The 19,082-nt window shown below is 67.5% G+C and carries 13 protein-coding genes; 5 read left to right on the forward strand and 8 right to left on the reverse strand.

Annotated elements, in window-relative coordinates:
- Window position 1: 1 nt before the first annotated feature.
- From tssE to K2W61_RS03860, 5 genes are all read right to left on the reverse strand, one after another.
- Window positions 2-487 (reverse strand): type VI secretion system baseplate subunit TssE, encoded by a 486-nt coding sequence (tssE, locus tag K2W61_RS03840; RefSeq protein WP_175131107.1) that lies wholly within the window; start codon window positions 485-487, stop codon window positions 2-4.
- Window positions 488-553: 66 nt separating this feature from the next.
- Window positions 554-1,057, reverse strand: coding sequence for an Hcp family type VI secretion system effector (locus tag K2W61_RS03845; protein WP_006226591.1), 504 nt, complete (start codon window positions 1,055-1,057; stop codon window positions 554-556).
- A 45-nt stretch (window positions 1,058-1,102) separates the two neighbouring features.
- Window positions 1,103-2,596: a type VI secretion system contractile sheath large subunit gene (gene tssC, locus K2W61_RS03850; protein WP_236755080.1), complete on the reverse strand. Its 1,494-nt coding sequence runs from the start codon at window positions 2,594-2,596 to the stop codon at window positions 1,103-1,105.
- Entirely contained in the window at window positions 2,589-3,104 is a 516-nt protein-coding gene (gene tssB / locus K2W61_RS03855) for a type VI secretion system contractile sheath small subunit (RefSeq protein WP_105237420.1), read from the reverse strand. The genes tssC and tssB overlap by 8 nt, the downstream gene beginning before the upstream one ends.
- Before the next feature lie 71 nt (window positions 3,105-3,175).
- On the reverse strand, window positions 3,176-3,754 hold the full coding sequence (locus K2W61_RS03860) for a tetratricopeptide repeat protein (protein WP_236755081.1): 579 nt from the start codon (window positions 3,752-3,754) through the stop codon (window positions 3,176-3,178).
- 254 nt (window positions 3,755-4,008) lie between these two features.
- Here K2W61_RS03860 and tssJ point away from each other — a divergent pair, with 254 nt between their 5' ends.
- The 5 genes from tssJ to K2W61_RS03885 all read left to right on the forward strand — a co-directional run bounded on the left by tssJ (window position 4,009) and on the right by K2W61_RS03885 (window position 14,906).
- Entirely contained in the window at window positions 4,009-4,626 is a 618-nt protein-coding gene (gene tssJ, locus K2W61_RS03865) for a type VI secretion system lipoprotein TssJ (protein WP_236755082.1), read from the forward strand.
- A gap of 89 nt (window positions 4,627-4,715) precedes the next feature.
- A complete protein-coding gene (tssK, locus tag K2W61_RS03870) occupies window positions 4,716-6,062 on the forward strand; it encodes a type VI secretion system baseplate subunit TssK (RefSeq protein ID WP_175141940.1) in 1,347 nt (448 codons plus the stop codon).
- Between the two features lie 16 nt (window positions 6,063-6,078).
- Window positions 6,079-6,858 carry a type IVB secretion system protein IcmH/DotU gene (gene icmH, locus K2W61_RS03875; protein WP_175135726.1) on the forward strand — a complete coding sequence of 260 codons (780 nt, stop codon included), beginning with the start codon at window positions 6,079-6,081 and terminating at the stop codon, window positions 6,856-6,858.
- Between the two features lie 68 nt (window positions 6,859-6,926).
- On the forward strand, window positions 6,927-14,357 hold the full coding sequence (gene tssI, locus K2W61_RS03880; protein ID WP_236755083.1) for a type VI secretion system tip protein TssI/VgrG: 7,431 nt from the start codon (window positions 6,927-6,929) through the stop codon (window positions 14,355-14,357).
- Between the two features lie 57 nt (window positions 14,358-14,414).
- Window positions 14,415-14,906 (forward strand): hypothetical protein, encoded by a 492-nt coding sequence (locus K2W61_RS03885; protein ID WP_236755084.1) that lies wholly within the window; start codon window positions 14,415-14,417, stop codon window positions 14,904-14,906.
- A gap of 63 nt (window positions 14,907-14,969) precedes the next feature.
- Here the strand turns inward: K2W61_RS03885 and K2W61_RS03890 are convergent, their stop codons facing one another.
- Genes K2W61_RS03890 through K2W61_RS03900 form a run of 3 tightly spaced genes read right to left on the reverse strand, consistent with a single transcriptional unit; the run spans window position 14,970 to window position 19,082 of the window.
- Entirely contained in the window at window positions 14,970-17,276 is a 2,307-nt protein-coding gene (locus K2W61_RS03890) for a phospholipase effector Tle1 domain-containing protein (protein ID WP_236755085.1), read from the reverse strand.
- The gene (locus tag K2W61_RS03895) at window positions 17,269-18,048 is read right to left on the reverse strand and encodes a hypothetical protein (protein ID WP_236755086.1); all 780 of its coding nucleotides are present in this window, start codon (window positions 18,046-18,048) and stop codon (window positions 17,269-17,271) included. The genes K2W61_RS03890 and K2W61_RS03895 overlap by 8 nt, the downstream gene beginning before the upstream one ends.
- 53 nt (window positions 18,049-18,101) lie before the next feature.
- On the reverse strand, window positions 18,102-19,082 hold the full coding sequence (locus tag K2W61_RS03900; protein WP_236755087.1) for a DUF4123 domain-containing protein: 981 nt from the start codon (window positions 19,080-19,082) through the stop codon (window positions 18,102-18,104).

The raw sequence follows: 19,082 nt of genomic DNA on the forward strand, positions 1-19,082 counted from the left end.
GTCAGACCGTGGCCGGGCTTTTGGCCCAGCCCTTGGTCACGGAGTACTGCAGGGTCGAGGGCTGCAAGGTCGCGTCGAAGGTCACGGGCTCGTGAGCCGGCCCCACGTCCAGCATGGCCGTGATCGCGAAATACAGCACCGATGTGGCCCGGCTGTCGACCTGCAGCATGACCCGTACGTGCGTCAATCTCGGCTCATGCCGCGCGATCGCCTGCTCCAGCGAACGGCAGATGAACTCGCGGTCGTAGTGGCTCGCCAGGCTCAGCCCGGAGAAGTCCGACAGCCCGTACGTCAGCAACGAGCGCTGGCAGTTCGGGTAGCGCCGCAGATCCTGCTCGGTGAACACCATGCGGGTATTCAACAGGGCCTCGATGTCGCGCGCCACCGTCTCCTTCATTTCCTCGATCGACAAACGCCGCAACGCATAGGGCGACTGGCCCTCTGCTTCGAACAACTTGTCGAACAGACTCGGTTCGAATCCTTTCATCGGGGCCTCGAATAAAAAAGACAGCGACCCGGCTCGGGCCGCGGTCTTCCAACCTGCCGGCCGCGATCAGACCGAATAGGTCTTGTCGTTCTTGGTCAGGCTCCAGGCGCCCTGGGCATTGCCGCCCTGATTGCCGCCCACCTTCTGCTGCGTGTACTTCCACTGCACCGCGGCGTACTTCAGCGAGAAGGACTCGTGCGGCAGGCCTTCGGCAACCACCTCCGGCGCCACGCGCGCGATGATCACGTACTTCAGCTTGATTTCGAGGTACTTGACGCGGTTGCCCTCGCCGTCGGCGCGCAGGAAGTCGATCGTGACCTCATCGAAGGTGGTGCCGCCCGAGGCGTGCTGATACAGCAACGGGCTGACCACGTCCAGATCCTTGGTGAAGACCATTTCCCCATGTTCGGTGCGCTCGGCGGTATGGCCGCCCGAGGTCGAGGCAGTGGCCGAACGCGGCTGGATGATCTCGTGGCGCCACGAGCTGACTTCGATCCAATCCGGATGGTCCTTGTCTTGCGACTCGCCCTTGAGCGCAGGATTGCCGAACTTGACGTAGATGTCCTTCATTGTCGATAACCTCTTTGAATGGATGAGTTGTCAGTGCAATGACGCTCAGGATTTCTGGGCCTGGGCCGGCAATTCGGCGACCAGGCGCAGGGAAATCGAGAGTTCGTCAAGCTGGAAATGCGGCCGCAAGAACGCCACGGCACGGAAGACGCCGGGGCGCCCGGGCACCTCGGCCACTTGCACCGAAGCTTCGCGCAGCGGGAACTGCGCTTTTTGTTCCTGCGTCGCGTTGTCGTCCAGCAGCACATACTGCGACACCCAGCGATTCAGGAAACTCTCTACGGACTGCGCCGACGCGAAGCTGCCGATCTTGTCGCGCATCATCGCCTTCAGGTAGTGCGCCACGCGCGATACCGAGAAGATGTATTGCAGCTGCGCCGACAACACCGCGTTGGCGTTGGCGCTGTCCGTGTTGTACTTCTTGGCCTTCTGCACCGACTGGGCGCCGAAGAAAGCCGCGTAATCCGAGTTCTTGCAATGCACCAGCGGGATCAGCCCCAGGTCGCTCAGTTCCTTTTCCCGGCGGTCGGTAATGGCGATTTCGGTCGGGCACTTGAGGGCGATTTCACCGTCGTCCGTCTTGAAGGTATGGGTGGGCAGGTTCTCCACCAGCCCGCCGCCTTCCACGCCCCGGATCGCCGCGCACCAGCCAAAATCGGCGAAGGCCGCCGTCAGGCGCGCGCCGAAGGCCCAGGCGGCGTTGCACCACAGGTACTTGGCGTGATCGGTGCCGTCCACATCCTCGACGAAATTGAAGCCTTCGACCGTGGTGCCCTCGACCGGGTCGTAGGGCAGGCGGCCCAGAAAGCGCGGCATGGTCAGGCCGACGTAGCGCGAATCCTCCGAATCGCGGAAGCTGCGCCACTTGGTGTATTCCACGGTGTCGAATACCTTGGCCAGGTCGCGCGGGCGGCCCAGGTCGGCGAAACTGTCCAGCCCCAGCAGCTCGGGCGATGCCGAGGCGATGAACGGCGCGTGCGACGCGGCGGCCACGTGCGACATCTGCTCGATGAAATACATGTCCTCGGGCTGGCGCGTGATCTCGAAGTTGCCCAGCAGCGCGCCGAACGGGGCGCCGCCGAAGGTGCCGAATTCCTCTTCGTACACCTTCTTGAACATCAGGCTCTGATCGAAGTCGATCGCGGTCTGGAAGTCGCGCACCAGGTCGCGCTTGGTGACGTTCAGCACCTTGATCTTCAGCATCGGGCTGGTATCCGTCTCCTGGCACAGGTAGTGCAGGCCGCGCCAGGTGCTTTCCAGCTTCTGGAATTCCGGTGCGTGCATCACTTCGCTGAGCTGGGCCGAAATCAGGCGGTCCAGTTCGGCGACGCGCGCGTCCAGCATGGCCGACAGGTTGTCGGACACCACCACGGTGCCCTTCATGACTTCGCGCACCAGCTCGCCGATGATGTCCTTGGCGCGATCATGCTCGGCGGTGGATTTGGCGACGCGGCTTTGCTCGACGATCTGGTCCAACAGCCCGCCCGGGGCATCGGAAGCGGTGGCGGCGGCGTTTTGCGCGGCGGCGGAATTACTCATTGCGGCCTCCCTTGTCGGTCTCGCTGGTCAGCTGTTGCAGCTTTTCGGTGCTGGTCAGCACTTCGCCCAGCAGGTCTTCGAGCTTGTCATTGCCGGCCAGCTTGTTGCGCAGGTCGGCCAGCTTGGTGCGGATGTCCAGCAGCTCGCGCAGCGGGTCCACTTGCTGCACCACGGCTTCCGGACGGAAATCCTCGATGGAGCGGAACTTCATGTCCACGCCGAACGTGCCGCCCTCTTCCGTCAGGCGGTTCTTCACCCGGTACGCCGCGCGCGGCTCCAGTCCGCGCATCACGTCGTCGAAATTATCGACATCGATGTTGACGAACTTGCGATCCTTCAGGCGCGGCAGTTCGGCCTCGGACTGCGCCGAAAAATCGCCCACCACGCCGACGACGAAGGGAAGTTCCTTTTGTTCGATGGCATCGCCCTTTTCCACGTCATACGTAAGCTGAACGCGCGGTGGACGGACTTTCTGCAATCGTTTCTGAACGCTTTCTTTCTTGGCCATGGAAGGCTCCGTGCAAAGGATCGGGTCTGTCGGACCGGGGCGCGCCGCGCGGGGCGGCGCTCCCGGGCGAATCACTTGGTAAGCAGGTCGCCGAACGGATTCGGCGCGCGGTTGGGCTGCTGGGCGGGAGGCGTGGCGGGTTGCGGCGTGGACGGCCGGGTCGACGACGCGGCCGCGGGCGTACTCGCGGGCGCGGCCGACGATTGCGCGGCTGCCGCGCCGGCGGCGGGCGCCGCAGCGGCGGACGGGGCCGGATCGGCCTTGCGCGGCTGGCGCGGACGCGGCCGGCGGCCCTCGGGGAACAGCACGTCCTGGCCCAGCGTTTCGCGCATCGATGCGGCCAGCGCCACGGCATCGGCACGGGCATTGCCGGCCAATAACGCGTCGGCGCGCAGATCGGCCAGCGACTGCATGGCCACGCGCAGACCGCCGACGGCGCGCACCGTCTTGGCCACGAAATCATCCGGATCGCGGCTCAAGGTTTCATCGGCGGCCACGATTGCCTGGCCGTATTTCTGTTCGTCGAAACGGATTTTCGCGATGTAGGACCATGGCTCGCCCTTGGAGGGATTGCGCTGCGCAATCTCTTCAAACTGCGCGACGGCCTGGTCGACGCCTTTCTGCTCCAGCGTCTTTTGCGCCGCGGCCATGGACTGTTTGTATTCAGCTTCCGACTGCGGTTTGACGGATGCGCAGCCGGCCATTAATGCAACGACACCTGCAATAACAACGAGGCGGGAAAAGGGCATTTTTAAGCACCTAGCAAGGTTGTAACTAGGGGCCGTATTTCAACAACCTTTTGTTAGTGCAGCGCTACAGCGAGTGTCTTCATGTTACTTGCGTCGATTTTGCACGCATCATGCCGCGATCTGTATTGCTTCACACACTTCCGGTATAAAGGGCCATGACCAAACATATCCATTTATCACGTTTGTTCGCGGTAATGGCGTGCGTGCTCGCAAGCGGCGCCATTACTGGATGTGCGGCCGTATCGGCCATTGGCGCGGTGGCCGGTTTGACCGGCAACGCGATGGAGATGGCGGGTTTGAAAAAGCCTGAAAACGCGCCCGTGGAAGTGAATCTGGCGATTCATGCCGGAGAAAATCTGAATGCCGGCAGCGGCCAATCGATGGCGGTAGTTACAAAAATATACTACCTGAAGAATCCTGAGCAATTCCAGCGTGCGCCGCTCACGCAATTGATAGACACTGCCGGGGAGAAAGCGGCGCTGGGGGAATCGATGCTGGGTTCGCGCGAGCTTACGCTCACGCCGGGACAGCGTTATGAGACGGTCGAGAAAGTCCCCAAGCAGGCGGATTACATCGCCATCGCCGGGCTGTTCTATGCCCCCGCGCCGATGCGTTGGAAGTACGTATTCAAGGTCGAAGACGTGGAAGACAGCGGTATTGTCCTGGGCGCGCATGCGTGCGCGCTGACGGTGGCCACGGGCGAGCCCGCGTTGCCGGCGGGCGTGCCCGCCTACGATCCATCGCGCTTGTCCGGCGTGCAGTGTCCGGGTTGACGCGCGCATCGCGGCCGTCGCTGTCCATCCAACCTTCTCTATATATAGCGATATAGAAACCGGGAAAGACGAAACAGGGAGCGTCTATTTTGAGTTACTCAGCCAAAGTCCTCTGGGGCGAGGGTTTGTTTCTGCGTCCGCAGCATTTCCAGCGGCAGGACGCCTATCACGAAGACCGGCTGGCCGAGATGGCCCGGGCGCTGCATCCCTATGCATGGGGGCTGCGCGCCGCGCGTTTCGATGCCTCGGCGCTGGCCAATGGCATGTTGCGCGCCACCGAGATGAGCGCCGTGTTTCCGGATGGCGAACTCTACAGCGCGCCGCACGGCGACGAACTGCCGCCCCCTGTCGCGCTGACGGCGCTGGACGGCGTGAGCGAAGCCGTGTTCTATCTGGCGATCCATCCGCTGAAAGCGATCGGCGGCAACTACCGCGATGCGCAGGCCGCGGGCGGGTTCGACACGCGCTACACGCACAACAATACGCCCGCGCCCGACCTCTATACCGGCGCCACCACCGCCGAACTTGCCTTCCTGCGCAAAGACGTGCGCCTGATTTCCGAGTTCGAACCGCGTGACGCCCTGCTGGCGATCCCGGTGGCGCGCGTGCGGCGCACCGCCAGCGCGGGCTACGAACTGGACAGCGCTTTCATCCCGCCGAGCCTGTCGCTGGCCGCCTCGGGCGCGCTGCACGAGCAATTGCGTCGACTGCTCGATGCCCTGCAGGCCAAAGTCAACGCGCTCTACGGCTTTCACCGCGAACCCAGCAAGAACATCATCGAATTCCGCTCGGGCGATGTGGCGTCCTTCTGGCTGCTGCACACCGCCAACGAGGCCTACGCCACGCTGTCGCACCTGTTCCATCATCCGCAACTGCATCCCGAGCGCCTGTTCCAGGAATTGGCGCGGCTGGCGGGCGCGCTGATGACGTTCTCCAAGGAGCACACGCTGGCGGATCTGCCGGTGTATCGCCACGATGCGCCCGGGCCGGCCTTCGCCCGCATGGACGAGATCCTGCGCGACTTGCTCGAAACCGTGATCTCGACGCGTTACTTCTCCATCGTGCTCGAAGAACTGCGTCCTTCGTTCCACATGGGGCGGCTCGACTCGGAAAAGCTCGACGAAACCACCTCGCTGTACCTGTCGGTGCAGGCCGCGATGCCCGCCGCCGAACTGGCGGAGAGCGTGCCCATGCGCTTCAAGGTCGGCGCGCCTGAAGACGTGGACAAGCTGGTGCTGTCCGCCATGCCAGGCGTGCCGCTCACCTACACGCCGCAGGTGCCGCCCGCCGTGCCGGTCAAGCCTGGCGCCATCTATTTCGCCCTGCAGACCCGCGGCTCGCTCTATGACCGCATGCTGCAGGCGCGCAGCATCGCCATCTACGCCCCCGCCGGCATTCCCGAACTCAAGCTGGATTTGATCGCAGTGACCCGCTGACAGGAACGACACCGCCATGACCGCTGACACCCCCTCCCTGATGCCAGCAGCAACGCTGCCGCCGCGCGCGGCGGAATTTCACGCCAGCCGCCCGGCCAGGTCATTGCTGGATCTGTTGTACGACGGCTTCCTGATGCTGTTCTTGCTCAAGAGCGGGCAGGAACCCGCCGACGCGGCCGCGTTCTCGGCGCGGGTGCAGCAGTTCCTGGCGGACTACGAGCGCGCCGCCAAGAAAATGGACGCCGCCGCCGAGGACGTCTACGCCACCAAGTACGCATTCTGCGCCGCCGTCGATGAGACCGTGTTGAATTCCCATTTCGCCATCCGCGACGCCTGGATGCTGCAGCCGCTGCAACTCACGCTGTTCGGCGAACAGCTGGCGGGCGAGAACTTTTTCGCCCGGCTCGAAGACCTGCGCGCGCAGGGCGCGCCGCGCCTGCAATCGCTGGAGGTCTATTACATGTGCCTGCTGCTCGGCTTCCAGGGCAAGTACCTGATCGAGGGCCAGGAAAAGCTGGGATACCTGACCGCGCGGCTGGGCGACGAGATTGCGCTGTTGCGCGGCAAGCGCACCGGCTTCGCGCCGCACTGGCCCCTGCCCGACAAGGTGGCGCACACGCTCAAGCGCGACGTGCCGCTGTGGTCGATCATGGCGCTGTTCGCGTTGCTGGGCCTGCTCGCGTACCTGGGCATGGGCCACTTCCTGAACACCGAAATGCAGACCGCGATGGCGCCCTATCACGACATCGTCAAGTTGGGTCCGCGCGCGGCCCATTTGACGATATCGCTGCCTTAGCGGCAGCCGACACACTCGCACGCGCCTCTGGTCCCGCCGATCGATTACCGCCCAGCCCTATGAACGCCTTGCCATCTGACGCCCCGGCCTATTCCACGCTCAACATCGCCACCCTGTCGCAACAAGCGCGCATGCTGCGCCTGAGCACCGCGCTGGATGCCGAGCTGGTGGTCGAGCACATGCGCCTGCGCGAAGGCGTGTCGCGCCTGTTCTCGCTGACACTCGATTGCCTGGCCGCCAGCGCCGAGCTGGACGTGGCGATCTTGCTGGGCAAGGAAATCAGCGTCAGCCTGCTGCAGGCCGATGGCTCGATGCGGCGCTGGCACGCGGTGGTGGAAGGCGTGGACGCGCTGGGCGCCGACGGCGGGCTGGCGCGCTACCGCCTGCACGCCGCGCCCTGGATGGCCGCGCTGGCCTTGCGCCGCGACAGTTTCGTCTATCAGGACCTGTCGGTGCAGGACATCGTCAGCGAGGTCTTTTCGGATTATCCCCAGGCGGCGTTCGCCTTCGAGCTCACCGAGGCGCCAAAGCCCCGCCCCCTCTGCACGCAGTACCGCGAATCGGACCTGGCGTTCGTGCAGCGCATCCTGGCGGAAGCCGGCCTGAGCTACCGCTTCGAACACCAGCAGGATGAGGGCCAAGGCGATGGCGGCGGCGCGCGCCATCGCGTGGTGATCTTCGACGCCGGCGCGGCGCGCCCGGAAGACCCCGCCTCGCCCCTGCGGTTTCACCGCAGCGATGCCACGGAAACCCGCGACAGCATCACGCGCTTTGCCGCAGCGCAGTCGGTGCGCCCGGGCAGCGTGGCGCGCGCGGCCTGGAACGAGCGCACCCTGACCGCGCATGCGGCCCAATCGCAATCGCAGGTCCGGGTCGAGACGCTGCCCGTGCTGGAGGACTACGATTACGCCGGCCACGGCCGCTACGCCGATGACGCCGCCGCCGAGCAGAGCGCGGCGCGTTCGCTGCGCGCGCACGAGTCGCGGCTGCTGCGGTTCGAAGGCGCCGGCACGGCCCGCTCGCTGGCGCCCGGCCGGATCTTCGCCTTGAGCCAGCATGACCGCTACGCGCAAGGCGGCGGCGCACAGGCCATCGACGAGCTTGCCGGCAATCGATACGTGCTGCTCGAAGTCACGCATGAGGCCACCAACAACTTGGGCGGCCAGGCCGCGCAGGTCCTGGACAGGCCGGACCTGGAACACGGCACCTATCGCAACCGTTTCAGCGCGCAGCCCGAGGCGGCGGCGCTGATGCCGGCGTGGCGCGCGCGCCCCACGGCGCCCGAAGGCCTGGCCGCCGTGGTGGTCAGCGCCAACGATGCGCCCATTACGTCTGACCGCGACCTGCGCGTGAAGGTGCAGTTTCCCTGGCAACGCGGTGAGAAGCCGCTGAGTGGCGGCCTGCCGCAGCGCACGCATGGCGACACCCGCGGCAACGCGCCCGGCGACGACCGCTCCGGCACCTGGCTGCGCGTGGCCAGCGCCCAGGCGGGGCCCAACTGGGGCGCCCACCATCTGCCGCGCGGCGGCACCGAAGTCATCGTCGAATTCATCGACGGCGACATCGACCAGCCTGTCGTGGCGGGCCAGCTATACAACGACGCCGATCTGCCGCCCTGGTCCGCGGGCGAAGACGGCGACGCCAATCACGCGGGCGTGCTGAGCGGCTGGCATAGCCAGGGCCTGGATGGCGCCGGCCGCAACCAATGGGTCTTCGACGACACCAAGGGCAAGCTGCGCACGCGCCTGGCCAGTTCCACCGCGGCCACGCAGCTGGGCCTGGGCTATCTGGTGGAACAGGGCCTGGACGAGGCCAGCCGGGGGCCATGGCGCGGCACGGGTTTCGAACTGCGCTCGGATGCCTGGGCCGTGGCACGCTCAGGCCAGGGCATGCTGGTGTCGGCGACGGCGCGCGAACAAGGCAAGTCGACCCAGGCCGATGCCCAGGAGGCCCTGCTGCTGCTGCGCGGCGCGCAGGACGCCTCGCGCCGGCTCAACGACAGCGCCGGCCAGCATCAGGCGCGCCCCTTGGCGGCGGCCGCGGGCTACGACGAACTCCTCCAGGCGCTCGACCCGGAACAGGACGGCCGCTATGCGCCCCAGGTCAATGGCCAGGCCGCGGGAAAGGCCGTCAATGGCCAACGCTCGGCCCAAGCCCACATCGAACGCATCAATGGCCCGCACCTGCTGGTCGACTCCCCCAACTCGCTGAATCTCGCCACGCCGGCCAGCGCCGTGCTGCACGCGGGCGAGCATCTGCATGCCACCGCGCAATCCGATGCGCATGTGGCGGCCACGCAGACGTACGCCGCCGTGTCGGCCCGCTCCGCGAGCGTGTTCGCGCAACAAGGGCCGATCCGCGCGATTTCGGCGCAGGCGCCCGTGTCGCTGCATGCGCACACCGACATCCTTGAAGCACTGGCGGGACAGGAAATCACCGTGACCTCGTCGGCCGAAGGCATCGAAATCCTGGGCAACCAACGCGTCACCCTGCAGGCGGCGGGCGGCAGCGTCACGCTCGACGGTGCGGACATCGTGTTCAAGGGACCCGGCCTGTTTTCGGTCAAGGGCGCGACGCACAACTTCGTCGGTCCCGGCAGCGATGCCGCCAGCCTGCCGGCATTGCCCAGCACCACCGTCGACGATCCGCTCATCGTGAGCGCGGAACTGGTGCACAAGGACGGCGCCTTCGCCAAGACGGCCAAGAAGGCCGGAGCCAGCCTGATGGCGGGCTTTGGCGGCGCAACGGGCGCCCTCGGCGATATCGTGCCGGAGGGCCTGGGCGAAACGGCCGCCAGCGCGGCCGGCAAACTGTCGCAGTTGGCCGGCCAGGCCAATGCGCTGGCCGACCTGGCGAAGCATCCCATGGGCGCGCTGTCGGCCGCACCCGGCCTGCTGGGCCAGGCCAGCCCCGCCGCCGGCGGCCTGCTGGCCAAGGCCAGGAACGCCATGGGCCTGGTGTCGCAAGCGCAGGCAATGGCCGCAAATCCCATGTCGGCGCTGCCCGCGGCCAACGGTCTGCTGGGCGCCGTGGCGCCGGGCGCAGGCGGCATGCTGGACAGCGCCGCGTCCGCCGCGGGCGCCGTTTCCCAGGCGGCCGCTCTGGTCAAGGACCCGATGTCCGCCCTGCCCGCCGCCACCGACATGCTGGCAGCCGCCGCGCCGCAAGGTGCGTCCTCGATGATCAGCGGCGCGGCGGGCCTGGCGGGGATGGGAGCGGGCACCGCTGGCACGGATGCCGCCCTGGGTACCGGTGACGCGGCGCGCGCCGGGGCCGGCTCCGCCGCCGCCGCCCCCGTCGCGGCGACCTCCGCTACCGAAGCCACCTCCGCCGCGGGAGCGACTTCTGCTACAGGAGCTACTTCTGCTACAGGAGCGACTTCTGCTACAGGAGCGACTTCTGCTACAGGAGCTACCTCTGCTACAGGAGCTACCTCTGCTACAGGAGCTACCTCTGCTGCAGGAGCTACCTCTGCTACAGGAGCGACTTCTGCTACAGGAGCTACCTCTGCTACAGGAGCCGCCTCGACTGCCGCTGGTGCGCCTGTCGCCGCATCGGCATCTGCCCAGACATCGGCGTCGGCGTCCACCACCGCACCAGCAACGGCTTTCGAAGCCACGGCTTCCTCGCCCTCCCCTTCGGCCAGCGCCGCTGCCCTCGCGGCGCCTGGCGCGGCGACGCTGCAGGCCGCCGGAACGCCCACCGTGTCCGTCCCGGCCTCGCCCGCGACGGGCACGACCTTCGGCGGCGCCCCCGCGACCGCCCCCGCAGCCACCGGCGAGTCCGCCTTCTCCGCCACGGCGGCCGCATCGGCGGACAGCGCCAGCGCCCAGCCGGCGAACGCGGCTCTGGCTGCCGGCGGGGCGCAGACAGGCGCTGCGGCGAATCTCCCCTCGGCCGGCATGGCCGGCGCCGACCTGCCTGACGCGGGAACTGGCGTCCACACCCACAGAGGGGCTCTCGCTGACGCCGGCAGCAGCGCTGGCCTTGCCTCGGCCACGGCAGACGTCAGCAGTACGCCGGGGCTCGCGGCCAGCGCGACGGGCCTGGCCGCCCATGACGCGGGCATGCAGGCGGGCGCTGCCGCCGGCCTGACCGCCCCGAATCCGGCGGACGGCATGCTCGCTGCGGCATCCGCCGCCACCGATCCTGCCGCCACGCCAGCCGCGCCAGCCTCCGCCCCTGACGCGTGGCGCCCCACCGCCCGCCTCGCCGACGCCGCCTTGCAGGACATGGGCCAGGCCGGCGCATCGACAGCGGCCCCCGGCGCACTGGCGGCCGCTGCCGGCACAATGGCGGCCACCGGCCCGGCGCGCCCCCGTCTCGAAGACAGCAGCCCTCGGGCCGCTGACGGGCGCCATCTTGTCGCCGGCCGGGCCGACGCCCATGCCACCCCGGGCGGGCCGGCCAACCCGGCCGCGCCAGGCATCCCGACAGCCACGGGCGCTGCCGCCGCCTTCGCCACGCCGGCATCGTCCACTGCGCTGGCCTTCGTCGCCCCGGCCAGCGCGGCGCCAGATGGCGCCACGCCACCATCCGGATCGGCGCCGGCCCGGCACGCCGCGCAAGCCGCGCCGCAACGGTTCGCCGCCGCCCCTCCGGGCGATTCCCTCGCGCCGGCCTCCGGCAAGCCGAACCACCACGACGCCGCCCGGGCCACGCTTGCCGCCACCGCCCCGACTGGCGGCCACGCGCCACAGGCAACGGACGGCGCCCTCCGGTCCCATCCGGCCACGCCGCCGAACGCGGCCTTGCTCGCCTCGCTCGCTGCGGGCGCGGGCAGCCTGCTCGGCGCCACGACGGCGGCCGCCAGCGAGGCCGCACAACTGGCGCACGCCACGTCCGCCTCGCATGGCGGCTTGCCGGCCGCGGCGGAACCGCCGTCCCTCTCCGTGCCGTCTGGCATGGCCATGCCCGGCGCCGCGGGCCGCGATGTCCCGCCAGCCGCCATGCCGCAAGTCGAGGCGGCAGCCACGCTGTCCGCGGCCATGCCGCAAGGCGAAGCCGCAACCGCGCTGCCGGCGTCCGGCGCGATGGCCCAAGGCGCGCCCGCCATGCCGACGTCGGACGCCATGCCAGGCGACTCCGTGTCCGCCATCGGCGCCCCTGGCGCGCTGCCGACGGCCTCGCCAGCGCCGGCAGTGGACGCGGCGCCCCCCGCCACGCCCTCCTTGGCGGAAACGTCCGCCCCCCCTCCCAGCTTCGTGCCGGGCGCTGGCGCCGCCGACCTGCCGCAAGGCGCGGGACTGCCTGACACGCAATCTGCCCCAGCCGCTGGCCTCACGGGTATTGGCAGCGGTACCGCTACGGGTATCGCCGGCAATGCTGCTGCGGCGGCGGCCGGCGCTTCGCTCGCAACGGCGGGCACCTCCCCCACCGCCACCACCAGCGCCGTCGCCTCCGCCGCCAGCCCCGATACGGTCCTCGGCAGCACCACCGCGCGCGCGGCCGGCATGAGCGCCAGCGCACCGGCTACCCGCGCCACCGACCTGTCGGCCGCGGGCGGCGCCGCCACGGCAGCAAACGCGGGCGCGCCCGCCAGCGCCAATGCCGTCGCCGGCTCCGCGACGACGGGCGGCGTCGGCGCCACGGGCGTCTCCGCGGTGGCAGGTGGCGGCGGACTCGCCACCTTTGCGCAACAGGCCGGCGCCGCCTCCACGGCCATGAGCGGCGCGTCGACGTTTCTGTCCAGCGGGGTCAGCGCCAACGTGGGCGCGGCCATCGTGCCCGTCATGACGCAAGCGCTGAACAGCGCCGGCGACCGGGCCGCCGCCCTCGGGTCGGCCGTCGACACCCTTTTCACGCTGCCCGACGTCAAGCAGGCCAACATCCCGGCCGTCGCCGGCGCCATCCTCAGCATGCCGGGGCTGTCCTCATCGGCTGTGCCGGGCGTGATCGGCGCCATCCTGCAATCGCCCACCCTGGCCACCGAAACACTGCCCAAGGTGGCCGAGGTGCTGATGAAAATCCCGGGCGTGGCCGATTCGCCCCTGCCGCAGATCGCCCGCGACGTGCTGGACACGATCGGCCTGGGTCCCGTGGCGCGCACGCAGGGCACCCATCTGCCTGGCGATACGCCCGCGGCCGGCGACGCCGGCCGGGTGGTGCCCGGCGTCTCGACCTATCGCGGCCGCCAGGACAGCGCGCGCCTGCAGTACGTGAACCTGGAACGCGCCGACGAGCGCTGGAACGACGGCAACGCGCTGACCACCACCGAGCGCCAGACCCGCCGCCCGCGCATCCACGTGGAATTCAACCGTCCCGGCTCGCACCGGTTCACCATCACCGTCAAGGCCGACCCCGGCAACATCGCCTATTCCAGCCGCGAACGCGGCCGCCGCGCCAGCTATCAGGAGCCGCACGCCAACCCGCGCAGCTATGTCACGGACGCGGACGGCACCCGCATCGTCGACGACATCGCCCTGCCCGCCGCCGGCCGCAACGTCTATCTGTTCGAAGTGCGCGACGAACGCGGTCAGTTGATCAAGACGGAACGCGTCGAGACCGCGCGCCGCCTGTACATCCAGGAAGTCATGTGCATGAGCGCGCGTCCGGCCGCCCATCTGGCCGACGTCACCCCGGTCACGGCGGAGTTCGCGCTGCACGGCATCGACATGATCCAACTGCCCCGCCTGCGATTCCGCGGGCGCTCGGCGGTCGACGCGGCCGACAGCCCTACCGCGCAGCAGGCCATCATGGACGCGGTGCGCCGCGTGTACGCCAGTTCCCCGGGCAAGCAGCGCGAGCCCTACACCCTGGTGGTCTGTCACGTCGACCGACTGGCCGCGCCCGGCACCAGTGGCGACATGCGCCTGCCCGTTCCAGCCGGCCCGGGCGGGCGCGTCATGACCGTTCCCATCCTCAACGACGATCGCACGCTTGCCAGCCTCTGGTACGAATTCGACGACGGCGACGATTGGTTGGTGCATGCCCGCTACATCCATACGGACGCCTCGGGCGTGGAGCGGTCGATCCCGATTCCGCGCCACCTGATGACGCCGGTCCGCGAAAGCTCCGGCGCCGTCTTCTCCGTCACCGTCGACCTGACCCGGATTTCCGCCACGCCCTTGCGCGGCATGCTCAATATCCAGTTCAACACGGTGGCCGCGAGCTACGCGGGCCTGGCGCTCACCGGCACCAACCTGCTGTTTGTGTCCACGCTGGACCCGTACGAGCCCAACTCGCAGGCCTACCTGACCGAAACGCTGGCGCACGAAATGGGCCACCTGCTCGGCATGGTGCCCAGCGGCCCGGATTGGCCCGGTCTGCGCGATGAAGACCCCTCGGCCGACGACTCCAAGCTGGATCCGCCGCAACACTTCTACTACAACATGGGAGGCCACTGCTACTTTGGCCTGCCCGACCAGAATGGAGAGTACAGCGACGAGATCGGACAATGCGTGATGTACGGCATCACCTGCGCCAACATCCACTTCTGCCCGAGCTGCAGCAAGGCCGTGCGCAAAGTGGACTGCTCCGAAGGCTGGAGTTCATTCTGATGCCATTCTCTCCGCCACCAAGAATCCTCGCTGCCTGACACATTCAAGATGCCCATCATGACTACCGACTGGATCGAGCCCGCCACTTTCGCCTCGGTGCCCCCGCATTCGCAGCAAGAGCATGCCTGCATGCCGCCGCTGCAGGGCTACGACGCGCAGATGCGCATTGCCGCGCCTTCGCGCGTGAAGATCCGCGACGGCAACACCCTGACGATTCCCATCTGCGCGCGCGGCATCCTGCCCGCGGTCGAGAACCCGCAACTGCCACGCTTCGTGGCGGTGGATACACGCAGCGGCAAGGTCTATCGCGGTGTCGCGTTCGACTACGTGCGTCCCAAGCTGCCCAACGTTGCCGTCGATCCCAGCAAGGGCCCGACACCGCCCAAGATCGCGCTGCCCCCGGGCATGACAGTGGAAACGCGCTTCACCACCGACATGGCCGGCGTGCTGCACCTGCCCGCCACGCCGGCCACGTACGAGGTCTATATCGAGGCCGAGGACGTGAAATCGAACACCGTGACCATCGAGGTCGAAGACGGCGCCAAGTAGGGCGCCACGAAAAAAAAGCGGCCCTGCTTTCCAGGGCCGCCGCCATCACCGCCACGCCGCCGCTCAGGGCCGCGCCGGCGTCATCTGCCGCAGGTTCTGCTCATTGCGCGCGGCCTGGCCTTCCACCCGCTCGGCGTTGCGCATGTCGTCGGCGCGCTGCGCCATCTCCGCCTTCGCATCAGTCTTGGCGAACACGTCTTTGTCGCGCACGCGGAAGTACATCGTGGTGCTGGCCAGCAGATGGTCGGGCCAACTGCTCAGCATGGCGTCGTGCACCAGCCAATCGAACAGCGTCATGACCTTGGCCGGCAGTTGGGTCTTGCCGTCGCGCGCTTCGCGCCAGGCCGTCAGCAGGCGCTGCTGCATCGCGCGCTCGGCCTTCATGTCGGCCAGCGGATCGACCCGCTTTTCCGGCGTGCCGCCGCCGCGCCGGATGATCTCGTCGCGCATGTCCTGGCGGTCGCGCTGGTCCTGCTCCATCTGCTCGATGGCGCGCAGGACCTGCGGGTTATTGCGCGCCAGGTCCTGGCGGCGCTGTTCGGTCGCCGCATCCTGGCGCTCGCTGTTTTCCAAGCGCTTGTATTCCTCTTCCAGGCGCTCCCATAACGGCTTGAACCGCTGTGGCGGCGCCTCGCCCCGACTGGCGTCGGCGCGTTCGCGGCGCTCTTTGACCAGCGCTTCCAGTTCACGCGCCCGCGCCGTGGTCTCGGGCTTGGCAAGCGCTTCCGAAGAGAGCATCGACAGGCGGCGCTGTTCCTGCATGAGCTCCTGCTCAGGCGTGAAGAAATCACGATCCTTGATCCATTGCTCGGCCGGATCGGACAGCCCCGCGCGGAACACCGGGTCCTGATAGCGGACCGCCAGCCAGCGCAGAAACACCTCCATGTGTGGCGCAAAGTCGCAGCCCGGCTCGTACTTGACCAATTCGCGGTAAGCGGCCACCAGATCCTGCACATAGTGCTTCTGGCCCTCGGCCTCGATGGGGCTGGCCAGCGTCAGCATGCTGTAGGCCGTGATATTGGTCTCGTACAGCGACTCCATGCAATGGATGGCGGCGCCCTGCGCGATGGCCAGATTCATCATTTCTCGCAGCGGCACGCGCGACAGCGATGCCCGCGTGCCCAGCGACCCCTGCGGCGCCACGCCCGTCACGTCGCCACTGGAGCCGGGATACAGATACTGCAAACCGCGCGTCTTTTCCAGCGAATCCATCCGCTGGTTGCGGCGCAGTTCATGCGCCGCCGCGAAATGCACCGCCTTCTCCACCGCCGCGGGCACGGCCAGGTTGCGGTCCTTGTGGCTTTGCTTGATCAGGTCGGTGACCGGCAGGAACCCCAGGAAGGTGTTCTCATCCATGATCGAGGCCACGGAATCGAACAGCCCCAGGAAGCGGATACGGATCTGCGCATTGGGCGCGCCGTCTTTTCCAATGATTGCCAGGTCCTGATCGTGGCGGCGCTTGTATTTCTTGACGATATCGTTGACGAATTGCTTGGCGATAATGCCCCCGCGGTCGCCGCCGAATACGGAAATCTCGATCCGCACGACCTTTTCCGTGCCGGCATTGGCCTGCTCGTAAGCCTGCTCGAACTGGCGCTTGGCCGCGTCCAGGCGCGTGTCCACCCCGGTTCCCATCAGGTAGGCCACCGTCTGGTTGTCCCGCACCACCGGCACCCCTTCCAGCAGCGTCGCCTTGGCGACATTCTTCCCCGCGGTCCAGGCCACCTTCAGCGGATTTTTCCTGAAGTCCGCCCAGAACCCGCGCACCGTGGCGCGCGCCCGGTTGCCCAGGCGCTCCGGATCCATCGCATTCCAGATCCGCACCGTCTTCTCGGGCAGGCTCTTGACGTCCTTGATGACATCCTTGTAGGCCTTCACCATGGGCTGGTAGGAGCCGTCCTTGATCGACTGCTTGGTGGCCTTTTTGAGCCGCCCCATGCCATCCATGTCGGGCACTTCATCCAGCCGCGTAATGTTCTTCGCCGCGTCCTTCACGCTCGCCGCCGCCTTGTCGGCCATCTGCCCGCCCGCGATCGCCATGGCGTTGATGATCACATCCCGCTTAGCGTCCTCGTTCAGCTCCACGCCGATGCCGGAATAGTAGAATCGCAGCCAATGCTGCTTCTTCGGCCGGTCGCGGTCGCCCTCGGAAAAGTGCGCCATCCACAGGCGGCTGACGTTCGACAGGAAAGTGGGGTTGGCCTCGTCCAGGTCCTTGTTCCGGCCAAAGCCGTCGAAGAAGAATCCCATGCGCAGCGTCAACCCGCATTCGGTGCAGGAATCCTTGGGATAGGCGGCCGCGTTCTCGGCCATGGCCTTCAACACCGACGCGGGCGTGCGGTCCTGCTCTGGCACTTGCAACTCAGACATTCTTGTCTCCGGGCGCGGTTCCCGCCGCCTTGATCTGCGCGATCCGCTCCTTGGACAGGCGGAACACCGCGCGGCCGAAGTCGCCGGGCTTTCTATTCGCATCCTTCAACAGGGCGGAAAGCGCCGCGTCCTTGTCGAAATCCGACGCGACAACGAAATACAGGTACATATAGCCGCGCATGTCCTCGCCATCCTCGATGCGATAACGCGTCCAGGCCTGCCGGGCGACCTTGCCCAGCACATTGCCGACTTCATGGATGTTCCGGTAAGCGCCGAGCGCATCGCGATGGTTCTCGTAGAGCCAGCGGGTGGTATCGACGATCGGAATCCGCACCTGCCCCAGCAGCTTGCGGCTCAACGCCAGCTCCATGTGCTCGTCCGGATAGATATGCAGTTCAAGAATCACCGGACCTTCGCCGTCCGGCACGCTCGCGGCGGGAAAGTGCACCTTGGTTTCCTTGTTGAACACCACGTCGTCGAGCTTGCCGTCGAACAGGTGCTTGCGCATTTCGTCCACGTCGCCGCCACGCCACTTGACGATGAAATCGGTGCCCTTCAGGGTGTAGCAGCAAGTCACGCTGCCCGCGCCCCCGCCGGACGGAATGGCCGACGTGCCGGCGGCCGCGCCCGATGCGTCGACCAGACGCACCGATGACAGCTCCCACGGCGTGTAGTTGTACGTCACGAAACTGACGCCCTGATAGGTGGGTTCGCCATTGCAGCCGGCCAACAGGCCCAGCCATATCAGCACGCCGATCAAGCCTTTACGCATTCCTTGCTCCCGAATTGTCCGGCTTCATGCCATCTCGTTGCGGCGACGGCGCTTCACGCATCACCTATCTCCCTGGCGGCCCGCTGCCGCGCCTGCACCTCATCCCACACGGCGTCCGGCACGTCCGCCAGCGCTTTGGCCAATCCGCCCTCGACGCCCGGCCGATACGCGCGCAGGCATTCCCGTATCCGCGCGTGTTCGTCAAAGCACGGCGAGATCGACACGCCCCAGGCGACGTAGTCGAACGTGTCCTTGTCGCCCGCCACGCCATGCGCGCGCGCGCGCTCCAACTGTGCCTGCACACGCGGCACCAGCGCGTCCTGGTCGGGATTGCCGGGCAACAGGCCCGGATACAGGCGGCGCAACTGCACCGCCAGTTTGTCGGGGTAATCCAGATCGAACAGCATCTGGTGCTGTTCCGGTGTGAAGCGCTCGATGCCTTGCGCGCGCTCGGCGGGCAGCCGTCCCGTGCCCGGCAGCTCGGCCTGCGAACCATCGCGCAGCGCGTAGCGCAGCGTGATCATGGGCGCCGCGAAACGCGCGCGCTGCTCGGGAGTCCACACCAGCAGGGCGCGCGCGAGAATGCGGCTGTCATACCAGTGCAGGAAGAACTCGCTGGCGTCCGGCAAGGCGTAGTCGCAGAAACGGCCAAAGTGCGCGAGCAGCTTTTCCAGCGGCACCGCCGAGGCAAAGCACTGCATCGCATAGCGGCCGCCGGCGCGCTCATGCAGCGCCTCCAGCACGCGCACCAGCACCGTGTTGAAGCCCGCGTAGCGCGGTCCCCGCAACACGCCCTGCGAGGCGCCATCGATTTCGATCAGCAAAGGCGCCACGTCGGCATAGATGTCCAGCCCTGTCTGCGCCCAGATCGAGCCGAAGCTCAGGTCTGGGGTGGCGCGGATGCGCGCCAGCAGATCGGGGTGGCCGCGGAAATCGACGATCGCGTAAGCGCGCGCGGCTTCGCCGTGGGGGCCGCGGTGATGCGGCAATTCGGAGAACGTGGACCGCAGCGCGTCCTGCCAGGAATAAGCCAT

Source organism: Achromobacter pulmonis (assembly GCF_021733725.1).
Lineage (GTDB): Bacteria > Pseudomonadota > Gammaproteobacteria > Burkholderiales > Burkholderiaceae_B > Achromobacter > Achromobacter pulmonis.

What these genes read in the sequence shown, in the direction of transcription:
- tssE (WP_175131107.1), bottom strand. Translation starts at nt 487, where the DNA reads ATGAAAGGATTCGAACCGAGTCTGTTCGACAAGTTGTTCGAAGCAGAG.
- K2W61_RS03845 (WP_006226591.1), bottom strand. Translation starts at nt 1,057, where the DNA reads ATGAAGGACATCTACGTCAAGTTCGGCAATCCTGCGCTCAAGGGCGAG.
- tssC (WP_236755080.1), bottom strand. Translation starts at nt 2,596, where the DNA reads ATGAGTAATTCCGCCGCCGCGCAAAACGCCGCCGCCACCGCTTCCGAT.
- tssB (WP_105237420.1), bottom strand. Translation starts at nt 3,104, where the DNA reads ATGGCCAAGAAAGAAAGCGTTCAGAAACGATTGCAGAAAGTCCGTCCA.
- K2W61_RS03860 (WP_236755081.1), bottom strand. Translation starts at nt 3,754, where the DNA reads ATGGCCGCGGCGCAAAAGACGCTGGAGCAGAAAGGCGTCGACCAGGCC.
- tssJ (WP_236755082.1), top strand. Translation starts at nt 4,009, where the DNA reads ATGACCAAACATATCCATTTATCACGTTTGTTCGCGGTAATGGCGTGC.
- icmH (WP_175135726.1), top strand. Translation starts at nt 6,079, where the DNA reads ATGACCGCTGACACCCCCTCCCTGATGCCAGCAGCAACGCTGCCGCCG.
- K2W61_RS03885 (WP_236755084.1), top strand. Translation starts at nt 14,415, where the DNA reads ATGACTACCGACTGGATCGAGCCCGCCACTTTCGCCTCGGTGCCCCCG.
- K2W61_RS03890 (WP_236755085.1), bottom strand. Translation starts at nt 17,276, where the DNA reads ATGTCTGAGTTGCAAGTGCCAGAGCAGGACCGCACGCCCGCGTCGGTG.
- K2W61_RS03895 (WP_236755086.1), bottom strand. Translation starts at nt 18,048, where the DNA reads ATGCGTAAAGGCTTGATCGGCGTGCTGATATGGCTGGGCCTGTTGGCC.
- K2W61_RS03900 (WP_236755087.1), bottom strand. Translation starts at nt 19,082, where the DNA reads ATGGCTTATTCCTGGCAGGACGCGCTGCGGTCCACGTTCTCCGAATTG.